Below are 18,068 nucleotides of genomic sequence, written 5' to 3' on the forward strand. Positions count from 1 at the left end.
GCGTCGCTCTTCGCCGGAGTCGTCGCGCCGTGACGCGTCGGCCGTGCCGCCTCGCGTGGGGCCGGGGGTGTCGCGCCGTGACGCGTCGGACGAGCGGCCTCGCGTGGGGCCGGGGGTGTCGCGCCGTGACGCGTCGGAGCCAGCCCGCCGCTTCGTGCCGGGGGAGGCCTCGCGTCGCCCCTCGGCTCGGGGCTCGCACCGCTCTCCGTCGGGCGACGGCCGCCGTTTCGCGGCCCGTATCCCCGTCCTCGTCCATACTTCCGCCGCCCTTCTCACCCTCGGCGCCCTCGCCTGGACCCTCTGGTGCGGGCTCGAGGAGCGCGGGACCGCTCTGGCGTTCGGGGTGCTCATCGTCGTCGGGGAGCTGGCGCGGTGGAGTGGTGGTGGGGCGGCCGTCGACCGGGAGCCCGCGCCGCTTGCGACCGCCGCGGCGCTGGCGTACGCGCTGCTCGGTGACAATGCGGGGCAGCCCACGCACCACGGCGTCCACCAGGTGGTCACCGTCGCTGTCGCGGCCGGGCTCGTCGGCTGCGTACCGCATGTGGCGGCGGGCCGCGGGCCCTCGCTCGACCACATGGCGCGGCGCGTGCTGACGGTGGCATTCGCCGCCGTCTGCTGCCAGCCGCTGTACAACGCGGGGAAACTGCAGGAGTGGGTGGGCAGCGGGCCGTACCACGCGCTGTGGGTCGTCGGCGTCCTCGCGCTCAGCGCCCTCTGCGACGCCGTGCTCGCCGCTGCCATGGCGCACGCCCGCACCGGCTGGCCGTTCGGGCCCCTGCTGCGCGACGAACTGCGCGCCATGCTCGGCATCGGCTCCGCCGTCTGCGCGACGGGAGCGGTGATGTCGCTGGCGGTCACGGTCGCCGGGCTGTGGGCGCTGCCCGTCTTCTCGCTGCCGCTGCTGCTCACCCAACTCGCCTACCGCCGCTACGCCGCAGTGCGTACCACCTATCGGCAGACCATCGCATCCCTCGCCCGGGCCACCGAGATCGCCGGATACACCCCGGCGGGCCACGCCCGCCGCGTCGCCGCGCTCAGCCGGGCGGTCGGCCGCGAGCTGGGCCTGTCGGAACCGGACCTCACCGTCCTCGAGTACGCGGCCCTGATGCACGACATCGGGCAGCTGTCCCTCGTCGACCCCGTCGCGGCCGGGGCCACCGCGGCCCTGCCCGCCGAGGAGCAGCGGCGCATCGCCCTGCTCGGCGGCGCCGTGGTGCGCCAGACAGGGGTGCCCGCCGAGGTCGCCGTCGTCGTGGAGCGGCAGGCCGATCCGTACCGCGACCAGCCCCTGCAGGCCCGCATCGTGCGCGCAGCCAACGCGTACGACGAACTGGTGCGCGAGGAGGGCCCCGGAGGGCCGCTCACCGCGCTGGAGCGGCTGCGGCTGGCCACCGGCCACGACTACGCGCCTGAGGTGGTGGAATCGCTCACCCGGGTGCTGTCGCGGGGGACCTCGGTCCTGTGGCAGCGGGCCGTCTGACCATGCCCTAGGCCGGGTAACCGATGGGTAATGAGCGGCCGTCCGACCGTACGTGGTTGGATGCGAAGAACAGGGGCAGGACCGAGGCTGCACTGTCTTCACCACACTTGCAGGCGGGAATCGTGAGGATCTTCGGCAAGGGACGGCATCGGCCCTCCGCCTCATGGCGGCAGGCCACCGACCGGGCGTTCACGCTCATCGGGGACGGCCGGTACGAGGACGCTGGCGCGCTGCTGACACGCGCGGCGGACCTGGAGCCGTGGCTGTCCGAGTCCTGGTTCAACCTCGCCCTTCTCCACAAGTTCCGGCACGACTGGGAGCAGGCGCGGGCCGCGGGGCTGCGCGCGGTGGCCCTGCTGGACCGGGACACGGGCGCCCCCGACTGGTGGAACGTCGGCATCGCGGCGACCGCCCTGCAGGACTGGCCGCTGGCGCGGCGGGCCTGGCAGGCGTACGGGCTGCGGGTGCCCGGCGGTGCGGCGGCCGGCGGTCAGCCCACCGGCATGGATCTGGGCAGCGCGGCCGTGCGGCTCTCGCCCGAGGGCGAGGCGGAGGTCGTGTGGGGCCGTCGGCTCGACCCGGCGCGGATCGAGGTGCTCTCCGTCCCGCTGCCGTCCTCGGGCCGCCGCTGGGGCGAGGTCGTGCTGCACGACGGCGTCCCGCACGGCGAGCGCACCACGTCCACCGGCCACTCGTACCCCGTCTTCGACGAGATCGAGCTGTGGGCCCCCTCGCCCGTGCCCACCTGGGTCGTGCTCCTGGAGGCCGACACCGAGGACGACCGGGACGCCCTGGAGCGGCTCGCGGCCGACGCGGGCTTCGCCGCCGAGGACTGGTCCTCGTCAGTACGGCTGCTGTGCCGCATGTGCTCGGAGAGCCGGATGCCGAGCGACGAGGGCGACGGCGACCACCTCGACCCGCACGACCACAGCGAGCCGGGCCACCCCGGGCCGCTGGGCCACCGCACCGACGGACAGCTGTGGGTGCCCGAACGGGAGTGCGGCATAGCCGCGCCCGCCTCCCTGGTGCGCGGGCTGCTGGACGGCTGGGTGGCCGACAGCCCCGACTCCCGGGACTGGCGGGATCTCGAAGAGGTCTGCTGATTCCTCTGATTCCTCGCCGCTGATTCCTCCCCGTAGGCTGTACCAGCACCACATTCGAAGGTTTCCATGGAAGGCGTACGGCGGAGATGGCGCAGCAGGACACTGAGCAGGAGCGGGCAGGGAGCTCGGCGGTTCTCCCCGTGGACGACGAGGGTTTCGTCATCGACACCGAGGACTGCGAGGCCCGTGAGACGGCCTACCGCGAGCGCGGGACGTCCCGGCCGATCACGGTCGTCGGCAACCCGGTGCTGCACAAGGAGTGCAAGGACGTCACAGAGTTCGACGACAAGCTCGCGCAGCTCGTCGACGACATGTTCGCGAGCCAGCGCACCGCCGAGGGCGTGGGCCTCGCCGCCAACCAGATCGGCGTCGATCTGAAGGTCTTCGTCTACGACTGCGGGGACGACGAGGGTGTGCGCCACGTGGGCGTCGTCTGCAACCCCGTCCTCCAGGAGCTGCCGGCCGACCAGCGCCGCCTCGACGACTCCAACGAGGGCTGCCTCTCCGTCCCGACGGCCTACGCCTCGCTGGCCCGCCCCGACTACGCGGTGGTGACGGGCCAGGACGAGAAGGGCAACCCCATCAAGGTGCGCGGCACGGGCTATTTCGCGCGCTGCCTGCAGCACGAGACGGATCATCTGTACGGGTACCTGTACATCGACCGGCTCTCCAAGCGGGACCGCAAGGATGCTCTGCGGCAGATGGCGGAGGGCACGCCGCGCTACCCGGTCGTCCCGAACGACTGACCCACTCCCCACCCCCCAACTCGTAGGACTCCCGGTGCTGTTGAGGCGCCCGGGATCCTGTTCGGCGCCTGTCCGGGATCTCCCGGCAGGCGCCGATCGCGTATGCGGGCGCGTGCCCCGTCATGGCCCCGCCCCGGGCGCCGTCCGAGCCTCTCGCATGTGGTCACGTTCCGGCCTGGAGTGGTCGATATCTATCTCAAGCGAACAGGAATCGGATGTGCTGTGTGATGTTCTTGTCACCGTGGGGTGGTGAATGAAGCAAATCCGTTCCCTGAATGGTCAGTTGTAGTGCTCAATGGAATGTGACGCGGGGATACGCGTTGACGTGCGCTCTGAGGGGGAGGGTGCCGCGTCACTGGTGGCTGAGAGGAGTTTGCGCATGCACGCCTTCTCGCGCGGCACGTTACGGACACACGCTCCGGTTTCACCGGCACTTTCTCTCCCGGTGATCGAGTCGGAGTTTCCACGGCAAATAGATCCGTACTGGCCGGGGCTCCAGGAGAACACCCGGGCATGGATGGACCACCGGCACGACCGCGACGTGGCCCATGGCAGGGGGGCGGCCTGGAAGCGGCTGCGCGGCGAGCCGTACAGGGCACAGGACGCACTCCGCCTCGCCGACGGGCTGACGGACGGTACCGCCCAGGGGACCGAACCGGGCGCCGCTGCGCCGGGTGCCGGCAGGGCGGGCACAGCTGTTACGCCCGTTTGTGGCGGGCAGATAAGGAACATGCCATGAAAAGCGAGGCAATTACCCCTGTTTCCCGGCTGGATGGCTCCGTTGAATTCTCTACGGTGACCTTGCCGGGGCCGAGGGCGTTCCAGGAAGAGCTTCGGCTTTGGCCGTTTGATCTGCCTTTCCCGTACAGGATCAGTCACGAAGGCGACCGCGTGGCCGCCCATAATCGTGAGTGGGTCCAGCGGATGGGGTTGGTTTCCGGCGAAGCGGCACTACGGCGCCATGATCGTTATGGCATGTCTCTGTTCGCCTGCCTGAACTACCCCGACGCGCCTCGCGAGGGTCTGGAACTGGTCAGCGACTGGGTTTCCTGGTGGGCGATTTGGAGCGACCTTCCCGACGACCCGGCTTTCGTCCAGGAGCCGGGCCGCGCGGAACGGTTCTTCGCGTCGCTGACTGCGGTCGCCAGCCCCTCACCCCAACCTCTGACGTCCGTGTCGACCGATCCCCACATCAACGCTTTCACCGATATCTGGAGGCGCTGGTGCGAGGGGATGTCGCCTCAGTTCATCAGGCGTACAAGGAAGAACTGGGTGGACTGGTTCGCTTCCTACCGCACACGCTCCGAGCATCGTCGCGAAAGCCGCACCCTGGATCTCGAGGAATACCTCGCGCTTCGCGATGTGACGGGAGGGGGGCTGCTGGAGATGGATGCCGCTGAGAGGGTCGGCGGCTACGAGGTGCAGCCCGAGTTCTTGGAGAGCCCTCCCCTCAAGGCGATGCGTCATAGCGCCACGCGGTCAATCAACATCACCCAGGATGTGCAGTCCCTCGCAAAGGAAGAGGCCGCAGGCGATCAGCACAACATGGTGATCGTTCTGGAGCGACAGCAGAACCTCACACGCGAGAAAGCTCTCCGGCAGATTCATGAACGAATACGCGGGTACACCGACTCCTTCCTCCGATACGAGGCGGAGATGCCCCAATTCCTCGACATGCTCATGGTGCCCGTCGAGGAGCGGACGTCGATCTACCGCTACGCCGCCGATCTACGCCAGCTGATGCGTGGCTGCGTCGACTTCTGTCAGGCGTCCGGGCGCTACCACCAGTAGGCCCTTCCGGGACCAGCACAAAGCCCGTCCGGAGAGCCGCGGAGGTGGTGGGCGGCGCCGCACGTTCAGGCGGCCTTCGGGCCCCTGAACGTGCGCCGGTACGCGTTCGGGGTCGTCCCCAGCGCCCGCAGGAACTGATGACGCATCGCCGCCGCATTGCCGAAACCGGCACGCCCGGCGATCGCATCCACCGTCTCGTCCGAACGCTCCAGCAACTCCTGGGCGAGGAGGACACGTTGCCGCAGCAGCCACCGGTACGGCGTGGTGCCGGTCTCCTGCTGGAAGCGGCGGGCGAACGTCCGCTGCGACATATGAGCCCGCGCCGCCAGCCGCTCCACGGTGATCTCCTCGTCGAGGTGCTCCTCCATCCACGCCAGTACGCCGCCGACGGTGTCGCACGGACTGTGGGGCAGCGGCCGCACGACGTACTGGGCCTGGCCGCCGTCGCGGTGCGGCGGGACCACCATGCGCCGGGCGATGGCGTTGGCGACCTCCACGCCGTGCTCGTCGCGGATGATGTGCAGGCACGCGTCGATACCGGCGGCGGTGCCCGCCGAGGTGATCACGGTGCCCTCGTCGACGTACAGCACATCGGGTTCGACACGGGTCCGTGGGTGACGCACGGCCAGTTCGGCGGCGTGCCGCCAGTGAACGGCACAGCGGCGGCCGTCCAGCAGGCCCGCCGCGCCGAGCACGAAGACGCCGGAACAGACGGACAGGACACGCGCGCCGCGCTCCGTGGCGCGGCGCAGGGCGGCGAGCAGCTCCTCGGGGTAGGTGCGGTTCACATACGACTCGCCGGCGGGTACGGCGATGAGGTCGGCCTCCTCGAGCCGGTCGATGCCGTGCTGCGTCTGCACGGAGAACCCGGCGTGCGTACTGAGCACCAGGCCTTCCGCTGAGGCCACCGCGAAGTCGTACACCGGCAGCCCTTCGTCGCTGCGGTCGAGGCCGAACACCTCGCACACCACACCGAGCTCAAAGGGATGCACGCCGTCGAGCAGTACTGCGGCCACGTTGTTCAGCACGACTCACCTCGCCTGGACGCGCAGGTCGGCTTGTCCCACCTGCTTTTCCGGCCGGGGTCCGGGGGCGGTCCCCCGGGCAGGCACAGCCGGCATGTTCACCAGTGTGCCGCAGGCGTGGCAGTAATTCGAGGGTTGGTGACAGTTCTGCCACTGACGCCCTCGCCCGGCGCGCGCGACAGTAGCGACATGAACGCATTCCTGGACTACCTGACCGTCCTGTCCCTCTTCCTCCTCCTCGCCGCACCGGCACTCGCCGGCCACGCCCACGAACGCCGCGTCGACCGCCAGCTGCGTGCCGCCGAGTCCGCAGACGGCGATGCCGGGGGTCCGCTCCTCCCCCGTGGGGAGCGGACCCGCCGGCACGACTTCGGGCGCGCGGCCTGAAAGGCCACGCGGCCTGGAGGGCCATGCGGCCCGAAAGGCGCCATGCGGCCCGAAGCGGTCTAGAAGTCGTCGTCGAACGAGACCGAGCCCTCCACCGCCACCTGGTACGCCGACGGGCGGCGCTCGAAGAAGTTGGTGAGCTCCTGGACGCCCTGCAGCTCCATGAAGGAGAACGGGTTCTCGGAGCCGTACACCGGTGCGAAGCCGAGCCGCTGCAGCCGCTGGTCGGCGACGCACTCCAGGTACTGCCGCATCGACTCCGTGTTCATGCCGGGGAGGCCGTCACCGCACAGGTCGCGCGCGAACTGCAGCTCGGCCTCGACGGCCTCCCGCAGCATGTCGGTGACCTGCTGCTGGAGCGCGTCGTCGAACAGCTCTGGCTCCTCCTTGCGGACGGTGTCCACGACGTCGAAGGCGAAGCTCATGTGCATCGTCTCGTCACGGAACACCCAGTTGGTGCCGGTGGCCAGGCCGTGCAGCAGACCCCGGCTGCGGAACCAGTACACGTAGGCGAAGGCGCCGTAGAAGAACAGCCCCTCGATGCATGCCGCGAAGCAGATCAGGTTCAGCAGGAAGCGGCGGCGGTCCGCCTTGGACTCCAGGCGGTCGATCTTCTCCACCGAGTCCATCCATTTGAAGCAGAACTCGGCCTTCTCGCGGATGGAGGGGATGTTCTCGACCGCGGCGAAGGCGGCCGCGCGGTCCTCCGGGTCGGGCAGGTATGTGTCGAGGAGCGTCAAGTAGAACTGGACGTGGACGGCCTCCTCGAAGAGCTGCCTGCTGAGGTACAGGCGGGCCTCGGGGGAGTTGATGTGCTTGTAGAGCGTCAGCACCAGGTTGTTCGCCACGATCGAGTCGCCCGTCGCGAAGAACGCGACCAGGCGGCCGATCAGGTGCTGCTCGCCCGGCGTGAGCTTCGCGAGGTCCGCGACGTCCGAGTGGAGGTCGACCTCCTCCACGGTCCAGGTGTTCTTGATCGCGTCCCGGTAACGCTCGTAGAAGTCGGGGTAGCGCATGGGGCGCAGGGTCAGTTCGAAGCCCGGGTCGAGGAGGTTGGTATTACGGGTGGTCATTACTGGCAGGCCTCGCAGGACTCGGGGTTCTCAAGGGAGCAGGCGACGGCGTCTTCCGGGGCCGGCTGCTGTACGGGGACGGGGGTCTGCGCCTGGGCCGCGCGGGCGATGCGCGTCGCCGGGCGTGAGCGCAGGTAGTACGTCGTCTTCAGGCCCGACTTCCAGGCGTACGCGTACATCGAGGAGAGCTTGCCGATGGTCGGCGTCTCCAAGAAGAGGTTCAGGGACTGGGACTGGTCCAGGAACGGGGTCCGGGCGGCCGCCATGTCGATCAGGCCGCGCTGCGGGATCTCCCACGCCGTGCGGTAGAGCGCGCGTACGTCCTCGGGGATCCAGGCGAAGTCCTGCACCGAACCGCCCGAGTCGCGCAGGGCCTCGCGGGTGCGGGCGTCCCATACGCCGAGCTGCTTCAGGTCGTTCACCAGGTACGAGTTGACCTGGAGGAACTCGCCGGACAGCGTCTCGCGCTTGAAGAGGTTCGAGACCTGCGGCTCGATGCACTCGTAGACGCCCGCGATCGAGGCGATCGTGGCGGTGGGTGCGATCGCGAGGAGCAGGGAGTTGCGCATGCCCGTCTCGGCGATGCGCTCCCGCAGGGCCGCCCACCGCTCCGGCCAGGTCAGCTCCACGTCGAAGTGGTCGGGGTGCAGGACGCCACGGGCCGTTCGGGTCTTCTGCCAGGCCGGGAGGGGACCGTTGCGGTCGGCGAGGTCCGCCGACGCCTCGTACGCCGCGAGCATGATCCGCTCGGCGATCCGCGTGGACAGCGCCTTCGCCTCGGCCGAGTCGAACGGCAGCCGCAGCTTGAAGAACACGTCCTGCAGGCCCATCGCGCCCAGGCCCACCGGACGCCACTTGGCGTTGGAGCGGCCGGCCTGCTCGGTCGGGTAGTAGTTGATGTCGACGACGCGGTCGAGGAACGTCACGGCCGTACGGACCGTCGCGTCCAGCCGCTCCCAGTCGATGTCGCCGTCGACCACGAACGCGCCCAGGTTGACGGATCCCAGGTTGCAGACGGCCGTCTCCCCGTCGTTCGTGACCTCGAGGATCTCGGTGCACAGGTTGGAGGAGTGGACCGTGTGGCCCGGCTCCGCCGTCTGGTTGGCGGTTCGGTTGGCGGTGTCCTTGAAGGTCATCCAGCCGTTGCCGGTCTGCGCGAGGGTGCGCATCATGCGGCCGTACAGATCGCGGGCCGGGATGGTCTTCCTGGCGAGGCCCGCGGCCTCCGCCTTGCGGTACGCCGTGTCGAACTCGTCGCCCCACAGGTCGACCAGCTCGGGTACGTCGGCGGGGGAGAAGAGGGACCACTGCCCGTCGGCGTCGACCCGGCGCATGAACTCGTCCGGGATCCAGTGCGCGAGGTTGAGGTTGTGGGTGCGCCGGGCGTCCTCGCCGGTGTTGTCGCGCAGCTCCAGGAACTCCTCGATGTCGGAGTGCCAGGTTTCCAGGTAGACCGCGGCCGCGCCCTTGCGCCTGCCGCCCTGGTTCACCGCGGCGACCGAGGCGTCGAGGGTCTTGAGGAACGGCACGATGCCGTTGGAGTGGCCGTTGGTGCCGCGGATCAGCGAACCGCGGGAGCGGATACGGGAGTACGACAGGCCGATGCCGCCCGCGTGCTTCGAGAGGCGGGCCACCTGCTGGTACCGCTCGTAGATCGAGTCGAGCTCGTCCAGCGGCGAGTCCAGCAGATAGCAGGAGGACATCTGCGGGTGCCGCGTACCGGAGTTGAAGAGCGTGGGGGACGAGGGCAGGTAGTCGAGGCGGCTCATCAGGGCGTACAGGGAGCCGACTTCCTCGACGGACCGGGGAGTGTCGTCCTCGGCGAGTCCGGCGGCGACCCGCAGCATGAAGTGCTGTGGCGTCTCGATGACGCGCCGGGTGATCGGGTGCCGCAGCAGATAGCGGCTGTGCAGCGTACGCAGCCCGAAGTAGCCGAAGCGGTCGTCGGCGCCCTCGGTGATCGAGGCGTCCACCAGCGCGTCCAGCCGAGCTGCGTGCAGGCGCACGAACTCGGCCGTGCGGTCGGCGATCAGGCCCTCGTGACGCCCGACCGCGACCGACTCGGAGAAGGACCTGACGCCCTGTGAGGCGGCCTCCTCGACGATGCTGATCGTCAGCAGCCGCGCCGCCAACTTCGAGTACGCCGGGTCCTCCGAGATCAGCCCGGCGGCGGCCTCGGTGGCCAGTTCGCGCAGCTCGGTCTCGTCCGCGGCGGCGGACCGGCCGCGCAGCGCGGCGGCGGCGACCCGGCCGGGGTCGGCGTCGGGGAGATCGGCGGTGAGGTCGGTCAGGGTGCGCAGCAGTGCGGCACCGGGACCTCCCGACTCGGGCTCGGCCTCTGCCTGGCGGACTGAAACCGGATCGGCTGGCGCGATGGTCACGTGGAGCTCTCCCTCGCTCGGCTCGGGGCCTGGCGGAGGGCAGCGGGCGCACGGGCACGCACGCAGGGCGGCGCGCGGCGCGTCCACCGGCCTGTACCGCGAGGCCCGGACGTCATGGGCACCCGGAACGGACGGACCGGGCGCACCGTCGGCAGGTCCTCGGACTCACGGGTACGCGAAAGCGCACCAGTACACCGTTGCGGGACAGTTCCGGACTCGCACCGAATTCCCCTGCGGCGACAGCGAGCATGAGCATACATGTGGGGGTGGACCATCGGGTGTACCCCCACATGTAGTGAGTCGCGTGTGAACAGGCAGCGGCTGTCGGTGCGCTCCGCTATCGTCGAAGGACGTCAGGAAGGAGGTCCCCATGACACTGTCGGCCGAGCACCTTGAGATCACTGACAAGTTCCACATCCACCCCGATGAATTCGACGAGGGCACGCGCATACTCGCCGCCAAGTCCCAGCGGATGCGCATCGAACTCATCGACGGCAGGGTCAGGAGCAGGGCTGTGCCCGACGGGGACCACGGACGGATCATTCAGTGGCTGTCGCGCATCTGCATGCAGCACCGGCCTGACTTGTGGCTCCATCCCGAGCAGGGGCTGAAGGTGCAGGAGTACCGGCTTGGCCGCGCTCGCCCGGACGCCTCGCTCGCGCCCAGTGACGCCTTCGTCGGCCAGGGCGAGTGGGCCGATCCCTCCCCCGTGCTGATGGCCGTCGAGGTCACCTCGTACGACGCGGACACCGACCAGCGCGACCGGGTGGAGAAGCCGCGCGCCTACGCCCAGACCCGCATCCCCGTCTACCTCCTGATCGACCGGGACAGTTGCGAGGTCACGGTCTTCAGCGAGCCGGACGGCGTCCGGTACGAGAACGCCCACACGGTGCCGTTCGGCAAGACCGTCACTCTGCCTGCGCCGCTGGACAACATCGTCCTGGAGACCGAACAGCTCAAGGACTGGGTGCGCTGACCCACGGCTACGGGCCGCCGCTCCCCGGCAAGGGAGTGGCGGCCCGCATCATGCACCCGTTAAGCGCTAGGACTCAGTGCGTCGCCCCCGCCGTCGCCGGCGGCAGCTCCGTCTGGACGCCCGGGTCGCCCGCGTCCGCCGTGTAGTCCTCCGGCGACGTCTCGTCGACACCGTCCGGCGCCTTCACCGCGCGCAGGACGAAGGTGAGGACCACCGTCACCACCAGGTTCAGCACGAAGGCCGTCAGGCCGATGTACCCGATCTCGCCGATGCCGGGGATCTCCGCGGACGAACCGCCGAAGTGCTTCTGGGTCGGGGACGCCACGCCGTACGCGGCCACCGTCCCGTACACCATGCCGACCGCCCAGCCCGCGAGCAGAGCCCAGCGGTGGAACCAGCGCGTGAACAGGCCGAACACCAGGGCAGGGAAGGTCTGCAGGATCCAGATGCCGCCCAGGAGCTGGAAGTTGATCGCGACCGTCTTGTCCATGCCGAGGACGAAGACCAGCGCGCCCACCTTGACCAGCAGCGACACCATCTTGGAGACCTTGGTCTCCTGTTCGGGCGTGGCGTCGGGCTTCAGGAAGTCCTTGTAGATGTTCCGGGTGAAGAGGTTGGCCGCGGCGATCGACATGATCGCGGCCGGGACGAGCGCGCCGATGCCGATGGCGGCGAAGGCGACGCCCGTGAACCAGTCGGGGAACATGTCCTCGAAGAGCTGCGGGATCGCCAGCTGACCGTTCTGCACCTTGATCCCGGCTGCGATGGCCATGAAGCCGAGCAGGCCGAGGAAGCCCAGCATCAGCGAGTACAGCGGCAGGATCGTGGAGTTGCGGCGGATGACGTCACGGCTGCGGCTGGACAGCACGGCCGTCACCGAGTGCGGGTACATGAACAGGGCGAGCGCCGAGCCCAGCGCCAGCGTGGCGTAGGTCCACTGCGAGGGATCGGCCGGGGCCAGCGCGCCGCGCGGCTTCTCGGTCGCCGGGTTGATCTGCGCGAAGGCGTCGCCCGCCTTGGCGAAGATGTCGTCGAAGCCGCCCAGCTTGATCGGGATGTAGATGATCGCGACCGCGATGACGATGTAGATCAGCGCGTCCTTCACGAAGGCGATCAGCGCCGGCGCCCGCAGACCGGACGAGTAGGTGTACGCGGCCAGCACACCGAAGGCGATCAGCAGCGGCAGGTCCTTGATGAACCAGTGCGTGTTCTCACCGCCGCCCACGCCCATCACGTCGAGCACCGCCTGGATGCCGACCAGCTGGAGCGCGATGTACGGCATCGTGGCGAGGATGCCGGTGACCGCGACGGCCAGCGACAGGCCCTTGGAGCCGAAGCGTCCGCGGACGAAGTCCGAGGTGGTGACGTACCCGTGCTTGTGCGAAACCGACCACAGACGCGGCAGGAAGACGAACATCAGCGGGTAGATGAGGATCGTGTACGGCACCGCGAAGAAGCCGGCCGCGCCCGCCGCGTAGATCGCCGCCGGGACCGCCACGAAGGTGTACGCCGTGTAGAGGTCGCCGCCGAGCAGGAACCAGGTGACCCAGGTGCCGAACGACCGGCCGCCCAGGCCCCATTCGTCGAGGCTGTTCTCGTTCGCGGCCCTGCGCCAGCGCGAGGCCAGGAAGCCCATGACCGTGACGGCCACGAAAAAGAGGATGAAGACGGCGAGTGCCACGCCGTTCACGCCGTCGTTCACTGGGACGCACCCCCCTCGCGGGAGGCCTTACGGCCGGCCTGGTCCTTCTGCCACAGCCGGTACGCGACCATGGTCAGCACGGTGGAGATGACGACCCAGGCCATCTGGTACCAGTAGAAGAACGGGACGCCGATGAGGGTCGGCTCGATCTTCGCGTAGGAGCCCACCCAGAGCATCGCGACGAACGGCGCGAACAGGCAGAGGGCTATCACCACCCTCACCGGTGTGACGACCGGTCCTCTCTCTTCAGGTTCTTGTGGCATACGGCGGCTCCCGTCCCCTCGCTGACCCCGACGATCACTGATCACTTGTCAATGCGGGGGAAATCTATGGGACGGTTCCGCGTTATGGAACCCCTGTCCGGATAGCGGACGTCAGTGTTCGGAGGTGCCCTCCGGAGCAGGGAGCCGGGCTCCCGAGCAGTCAGCAGCAGCGGAACCCCTGCCGGGGGTCCGACTCCTGCCGGTCCGTTAGCATCCGCTCGAAATCGCGCCGGGACGGCACGGATGCGGTGGGATGGTCCCTTCTGACGTGGGCGACATACCGCTGGTACGCGGACTCACCGGTCAGCTCGCGCACGTACCACCGCATCCAGCGCAGCCCTCTCAGCAGTACGGTCACGATGCCTGTGTCACCTCCCCGTCGCGGCTCGCGGCGGCCAGCTCGGCCTTCTCCTCCTGGGTCGGGATCAGCCCGGCCGGGGCGACCAGCTTCGACTCGACGTACGGCGTCTCGCTCAGCCGGCTCGCCTCCGGGTTACGCAGGTGCCTGATGCAGATCCGGGCCGCGTCCACGATCACGACGACGATGAGGACTGCCAGGACCGCCGACAGGACGCCGTCCACTGTGGAGTTGGTGACGATGGTGTGCATGTCGTCCATGTTCTTGGCGGGCGGCAGGACCTTGCCCGCGTCGATGCCGTCCTGGTAGTTCGCGCGCTGCTGGAAGAAGCCCACGCGCGGGTCGCTGGAGAACACCTTCTGCCAGCTCGCGGTCAGCGTGACCGTCGCGTCCCAGGCCAGCGGAATCCCGGTGATCCAGGCCCACTTGAGGCGCCCGGACTTGACCAGCAGGGTCGTGCAGACGGCGAGCGCCACGGCCGCGAGCAGCTGGTTGGCGATGCCGAAGATCGGGAACAGCTGGTTGATCCCGCCGAGCGGCTCGTGCACGCCGACCCAGAGGAAGTAGCCCCACAGCCCCACCACGGCGGCACTGGTCAGCAGGAGCCCCGGCTTCCAACTGACGTTCCTGAAGGGCTTGTAGACGTTGCCCAGCATGTCCTGCAGCATGAAGCGGCCCACGCGCGTGCCCGCGTCCAGCGCGGTCAGGATGAACAGCGCCTCAAACATGATCGCGAAGTGATACCAGAAGGCCCGCAGGCCGCCCCCGGTCACCTGCGAGAAGATCTCGGAGACACCGACGGCGAGCGTCGGCGCACCGCCGGTCCGCGACAGCAGCGTCGCCTCCTCGACGTTCTTCGCGGCGTCCGCCAGCTCCTTCGGGGAGATGGAGTAGCCGAAGTTCGCGACCGCCTGCGACGCGGACTGCACGCTGTCCCCGATGACGCCCGCCGGGGCGTTCATCGCGAAGTACAGGCCCGGGTCGATGATGCTCGCCGCGATCAGCGCCATGACCGCCACGGACGACTCCATCAGCATGGAGCCGTAGCCGATCATCCGGACCTGCGTCTCCTTCTGGATCATCTTCGGCGTCGTACCGGACGAGATGAGGGCGTGGAAACCGGACAGCGCCCCGCACGCGATGGTGATGAAGACGAACGGGAACAGGGAGCCCGCGAACACCGGACCGTCGCCGCGCGACGCGAAGTCCGTGACCGCGTCCATCTTGAGCGTCGGCAGCGCGATGACGACACCCAGCGCGAGCAGCCCGATCGTGCCGATCTTCATGAAGGTGGAGAGGTAGTCGCGGGGCGCGAGCAGCATCCACACGGGCAGGACCGAGGCGACGAAGCCGTACGCCACCATCCAGATCACCAGTGTCGACGGCTCGAGCGTGAAGGTGTCGGCGAGCGAGGACTCGGCGACCCAGCGGCCCGCGACGATCGCGAACAGCAGCAGCGCCACACCGATCAGCGAGACCTCGGTGACCCGCCCAGGCCGGATCACGCGCAGATAGAAGCCCATCAGCAGCGCGATCGGAATCGTCATCGCGATGGAGAAGGTGCCCCACGGGGACTGGGCGAGGGCGTTGACGACGACCAGCGCCAGTACCCCGAGCAGGATGATCATGATGGCGAAGGCGGCGAGCAGCGCCGCCGCGCCGCCGAACGGTCCGATCTCCTCGCGCGCCATCTGCCCGAGCGAGCGCCCGTCCCGCCGCGTCGAGAAGAACAGCACCACCATGTCCTGCACGGCACCCGCGAAGATCACCCCGACGATGATCCAGATGGTGCCGGGCAGATAACCCATCTGCGCGGCCAGTACGGGACCGACGAGCGGTCCGGCGCCGGCGATCGCCGCGAAGTGGTGGCCGAGCAGCACACGGCGGTCGGTCGGATGGAAGTCGATGCCGTTGTCCAGCCGTTCGGCCGGGGTGGCGCGGGTCTTGTCGACCTTGAGCACGCGGTTCGCGATGAACTTCGAGTAGAAGCGGTACGCGATGGCGTACGAGCCGAGGGCCGCGGCCACCATCCAGGCGGCCGACACCTCCTCGCCCCGGGAGAGCGCGAGCACGGTCCAGCCCGAGGCGCCCACCAGCGCCACGAGGGTCCAGATGATGATGGTTCGTGGGCTTGTGCGGGGACTCGTTGAAGGGGCTGCGGTACGCACCGGGTCGTCCTCCCGTCCATACGACACAACGGGGAGGACCGTAGAGCAGGAATGTGAGCTGCGCTACACCGCGGGGCGTGCTCGCTTACTCCGCGGGCCCGAGACGTGCTCGCTTGCTCCGCGGGGCGCGCCCCTTTACTCGACGGGCCGCTTGAGTCGCGCGACGAACTTGTACCGGTCCCCCCGGTACACCGACCGCACCCACTCCACCGGCTTGCCCTCGCCGTCCAGGGAGTGGCGCGACAGCATCAGCATCGGCAGCCCCACGTCCGTGCCGAGCAGGCCGGCCTCGCGCGGGGTCGCCAGCGAGGTCTCGATGGTCTCCTCGGCCTCCGCGAGACGCACGTCGTACACCTCGGCGAGCGCCGTGTAGAGCGAGGTGTACTTGACGAGGCTCCGCCTGAGGGCAGGGAAGCGCTTGGCGGACAGATGGGTCGTCTCGATCGCCATCGGCTCGCCGCTCGCCAGCCGCAGCCGCTCGATGCGCAGCACCCGCCCGCCCGGGCTTATGTCGAGCAGCCCGGCGAGGGTGTCATCGGCGGTGATGTAGCCGATGTCGAGGAGCTGCGAGGTGGGTTCGAGGCCCTGGGCCCGCATGTCCTCGGTGTACGAGGTGAGTTGGAGGGCCTGTGAGACCTTCGGCTTGGCGACGAACGTGCCCTTGCCCTGGATGCGTTCGAGCCGTCCCTCGACGACCAGCTCCTGGAGGGCCTGGCGGACGGTCGTGCGCGAGGTGTCGAACTCGGTGGCGAGGGTGCGCTCGGGCGGTACCGGGGTGCCGGGCGGCATCGTCTCGGTCATGTCGAGCAAGTGCTTCTTGAGGCGGTAGTACTTCGGCACGCGCGCGGTCCTGCCCGCGTTCGCCGTCTCCGCCGACGCGGACGTGCCCACCTCGGTCCCCGTACTGCCCGCCTGGCTGCCCATCGTCCGCCTTCCCGGCTCCTGTGCTGCCCTTGTCGCCGTCACCGGCGCCTCCGTCTGTTGCGGCTCAATCGTGGCACGGCCTGGCCCGTAGCAGCCGCGCTCCCTCAGGTGTCGGTCCGATAACGGAGCCGAGAGCCCTCCTTATACACCCTTGACACCTCTAAAAGGTCTAGGCCAAGCTCCACCTACTGGTCTACACCATTAAAGACCAGTCCCAGCCCCACGGGCAGTCGTTCCTGCGCACCTTTCTCGTACGGCCCTTTCTTGTACGGCGCAGTCCCGGGCGGTGATGGGGGGAGACTCTTGCAGCCCTGAGGAGGGTGGCGTGAAGCGCAAGCTCATAGCTGCGGTTGGCGCAGCGACGATGATGGCCTCGGTCGCGGCCTGTGGCGGTTCCGGCAGCGACACCGCTGAGGACCCGAAGGACCGCAAGGGAGAGCTGGCCGTCTGGCTCATGACGGACGCCCAGAGCACCTGGCCCGAGCTGGTCAAGCAGGCCAACACCGCGTTCAACAAGAAGTACCCGGGCGTCAAGGTCAACGTCCAGTACCAGCAGTGGGCGGACAAGACCAAGAAGCTCGACGCGGCCCTGGCCGGCGACAAGTTCCCGGACGTGGTCGAGCTCGGCAACACCGAGACCATGACGTACATCCTCAACGGCGCTCTCGGCGAGATCGACCCCGAGAAGTACGACAACTCCGACACCTGGATCGGCGGCCTCAAGGACACCTGTTCCTACGAGGGCAAGCTCTACTGCGTGCCGTACTACGCCGGTGCGCGCGTGGCCATCTACAACAAGGACATGTTCAAGGCCGCGACCGGCAAGGACACCCTCCCCGAGACCGAGACCGACCTGACCAAGGCGCTCGACAAGGTCCAGTCGAAGTACGGCAAGAAGGACAAGGCGTTCTCCCCCCTCTACCTGCCGGGCCGTTACTGGTACGCCGCCATGTCGTACGTCGCCTCGTACGGCGGCAAGATCGCCGAGTACGACGAGTCCTCCCAGAAGTGGAAGGCCACGCTCTCCTCGCCGGAGGCCCAGCAGGGCATCCAGCACTTCATCGACCTGGTCAAGAAGTACAACCACGGTGACCAGACGAAGGACGAGCAGGACCACGCCAACGTCATGGCCAACGAGAAGGCGGCGCTGCTCTACGGCAACGGCTGGGAGGCCGGCAGCGTCATCGACGGCAACGCGAACGGCAATCCCAAGCTGAAGGACAAGATCGCCACCGCGGGCATGCCCGGCCCGAACGGCAAGGCGCTTCCGTCCTTCATCGGCGGCTCCGACCTGGCCACCATCTCCAAGTCCAAGAACCAGGACCTGGCGGAGGAATGGATCTCCCTCTTCACCAACGAGAAGTCGGAGGCGGCCCTCGCGGCCAAGAACATCCTGCCGAACAACACCAAGCAGCTGGAGCCGCTGAAGTCCAAGCCGGAGACGGCGCCGATCGCCAACGCCGTGCCGGACGCCTGGTTCACGCCCATCGCGCCGGGCTGGGCCGCGGTCGAGAAGAAGGAGACGCTCGAGCTGATGCTGCTCGACATCCTCAAGGGCACGTCGGTCGAGGACGCCACCAAGGCAGCGGACGCGGAGATCGACGAGCTGATCAACGAGGGCTCCTGACCTCTGGGCGAGGCCTCCTCCCCGGCCTCGTGACCTCCTGATCGCCCTGTCGGGGGCGGCGGAT

General features: G+C 68.8%; 15 protein-coding genes and 1 riboswitch. Of the genes, 7 read left to right on the forward strand and 8 right to left on the reverse strand.

Going from position 1 to position 18,068, the window contains the following annotated elements; all coding sequences use genetic code 11:
• The first annotated feature begins 238 nt into the window (after positions 1-238).
• From ACSMXV_RS27560 to ACSMXV_RS27575, 4 genes are all read left to right on the forward strand, one after another.
• Positions 239-1,480, forward strand: a complete 1,242-nt coding sequence (locus tag ACSMXV_RS27560; RefSeq protein ID WP_473179084.1) for an HD-GYP domain-containing protein — start codon at positions 239-241, stop codon at positions 1,478-1,480.
• Positions 1,481-1,602: 122 nt separating this feature from the next.
• Entirely contained in the window at positions 1,603-2,583 is a 981-nt protein-coding gene (locus tag ACSMXV_RS27565; protein ID WP_473173904.1) for a tetratricopeptide repeat protein, read from the forward strand.
• Between the two features lie 86 nt (positions 2,584-2,669).
• Positions 2,670-3,329: a peptide deformylase gene (def, locus tag ACSMXV_RS27570; RefSeq protein WP_181655401.1), complete on the forward strand. Its 660-nt coding sequence runs from the start codon at positions 2,670-2,672 to the stop codon at positions 3,327-3,329.
• A gap of 735 nt (positions 3,330-4,064) precedes the next feature.
• Complete coding sequence (locus ACSMXV_RS27575; RefSeq protein WP_473173905.1) at positions 4,065-5,120, forward strand: terpene synthase family protein; 1,056 nt, start codon at positions 4,065-4,067, stop codon at positions 5,118-5,120.
• 65 nt (positions 5,121-5,185) lie between these two features.
• On the opposite strand, the gene ACSMXV_RS27580 is transcribed toward ACSMXV_RS27575, so the two are convergent.
• The gene (locus ACSMXV_RS27580) at positions 5,186-6,148 is read right to left on the reverse strand and encodes a helix-turn-helix domain-containing protein (RefSeq protein WP_473173906.1); all 963 of its coding nucleotides are present in this window, start codon (positions 6,146-6,148) and stop codon (positions 5,186-5,188) included.
• A gap of 186 nt (positions 6,149-6,334) precedes the next feature.
• Between ACSMXV_RS27580 and ACSMXV_RS27585 the strand changes: the two genes are divergently transcribed.
• The gene (locus ACSMXV_RS27585; protein ID WP_473173907.1) at positions 6,335-6,532 is read left to right on the forward strand and encodes a hypothetical protein; all 198 of its coding nucleotides are present in this window, start codon (positions 6,335-6,337) and stop codon (positions 6,530-6,532) included.
• 59 nt (positions 6,533-6,591) lie between these two features.
• On the opposite strand, the gene ACSMXV_RS27590 is transcribed toward ACSMXV_RS27585, so the two are convergent.
• Together ACSMXV_RS27590 and ACSMXV_RS27595 are read right to left on the reverse strand one after the other, a co-directional pair.
• Positions 6,592-7,605, reverse strand: a complete 1,014-nt coding sequence (locus tag ACSMXV_RS27590; RefSeq protein WP_473173908.1) for a ribonucleotide-diphosphate reductase subunit beta — start codon at positions 7,603-7,605, stop codon at positions 6,592-6,594.
• A complete protein-coding gene (locus ACSMXV_RS27595; RefSeq protein ID WP_473173909.1) occupies positions 7,605-9,986 on the reverse strand; it encodes a ribonucleoside-diphosphate reductase subunit alpha in 2,382 nt (793 codons plus the stop codon). The genes ACSMXV_RS27590 and ACSMXV_RS27595 overlap by 1 nt, the downstream gene beginning before the upstream one ends.
• A gap of 133 nt (positions 9,987-10,119) precedes the next feature.
• Positions 10,120-10,242, reverse strand: a riboswitch (cobalamin riboswitch).
• A gap of 114 nt (positions 10,243-10,356) precedes the next feature.
• Between ACSMXV_RS27595 and ACSMXV_RS27600 the strand changes: the two genes are divergently transcribed.
• Complete coding sequence (locus tag ACSMXV_RS27600; RefSeq protein ID WP_473173910.1) at positions 10,357-10,962, forward strand: Uma2 family endonuclease; 606 nt, start codon at positions 10,357-10,359, stop codon at positions 10,960-10,962.
• Between the two features lie 73 nt (positions 10,963-11,035).
• Here ACSMXV_RS27600 and mctP read toward each other — a convergent pair whose 3' ends face one another.
• The 5 genes from mctP to ACSMXV_RS27625 all read right to left on the reverse strand — a co-directional run bounded on the left by mctP (position 11,036) and on the right by ACSMXV_RS27625 (position 16,377).
• Positions 11,036-12,664 carry a monocarboxylate uptake permease MctP gene (gene mctP, locus ACSMXV_RS27605; protein ID WP_473173911.1) on the reverse strand — a complete coding sequence of 543 codons (1,629 nt, stop codon included), beginning with the start codon at positions 12,662-12,664 and terminating at the stop codon, positions 11,036-11,038.
• On the reverse strand, positions 12,661-12,927 hold the full coding sequence (locus ACSMXV_RS27610; RefSeq protein WP_181655408.1) for a DUF3311 domain-containing protein: 267 nt from the start codon (positions 12,925-12,927) through the stop codon (positions 12,661-12,663). The genes mctP and ACSMXV_RS27610 overlap by 4 nt, the downstream gene beginning before the upstream one ends.
• Before the next feature lie 160 nt (positions 12,928-13,087).
• Complete coding sequence (locus tag ACSMXV_RS27615) at positions 13,088-13,255, reverse strand: YbdD/YjiX family protein (RefSeq protein WP_473179085.1); 168 nt, start codon at positions 13,253-13,255, stop codon at positions 13,088-13,090.
• 26 nt (positions 13,256-13,281) lie between these two features.
• Positions 13,282-15,453: a carbon starvation CstA family protein gene (locus ACSMXV_RS27620; protein ID WP_473173912.1), complete on the reverse strand. Its 2,172-nt coding sequence runs from the start codon at positions 15,451-15,453 to the stop codon at positions 13,282-13,284.
• Between the two features lie 135 nt (positions 15,454-15,588).
• Entirely contained in the window at positions 15,589-16,377 is a 789-nt protein-coding gene (locus ACSMXV_RS27625; RefSeq protein WP_473179086.1) for a GntR family transcriptional regulator, read from the reverse strand.
• Between the two features lie 325 nt (positions 16,378-16,702).
• On the opposite strand from ACSMXV_RS27625, the gene ACSMXV_RS27630 reads away from it, so the two are divergent.
• Positions 16,703-18,004 carry a sugar ABC transporter substrate-binding protein gene (locus ACSMXV_RS27630; protein WP_473173913.1) on the forward strand — a complete coding sequence of 434 codons (1,302 nt, stop codon included), beginning with the start codon at positions 16,703-16,705 and terminating at the stop codon, positions 18,002-18,004.
• Positions 18,005-18,068 lie beyond the last annotated feature (64 nt).

Source organism: Streptomyces sp. DSM 42067 (assembly GCF_055792885.1).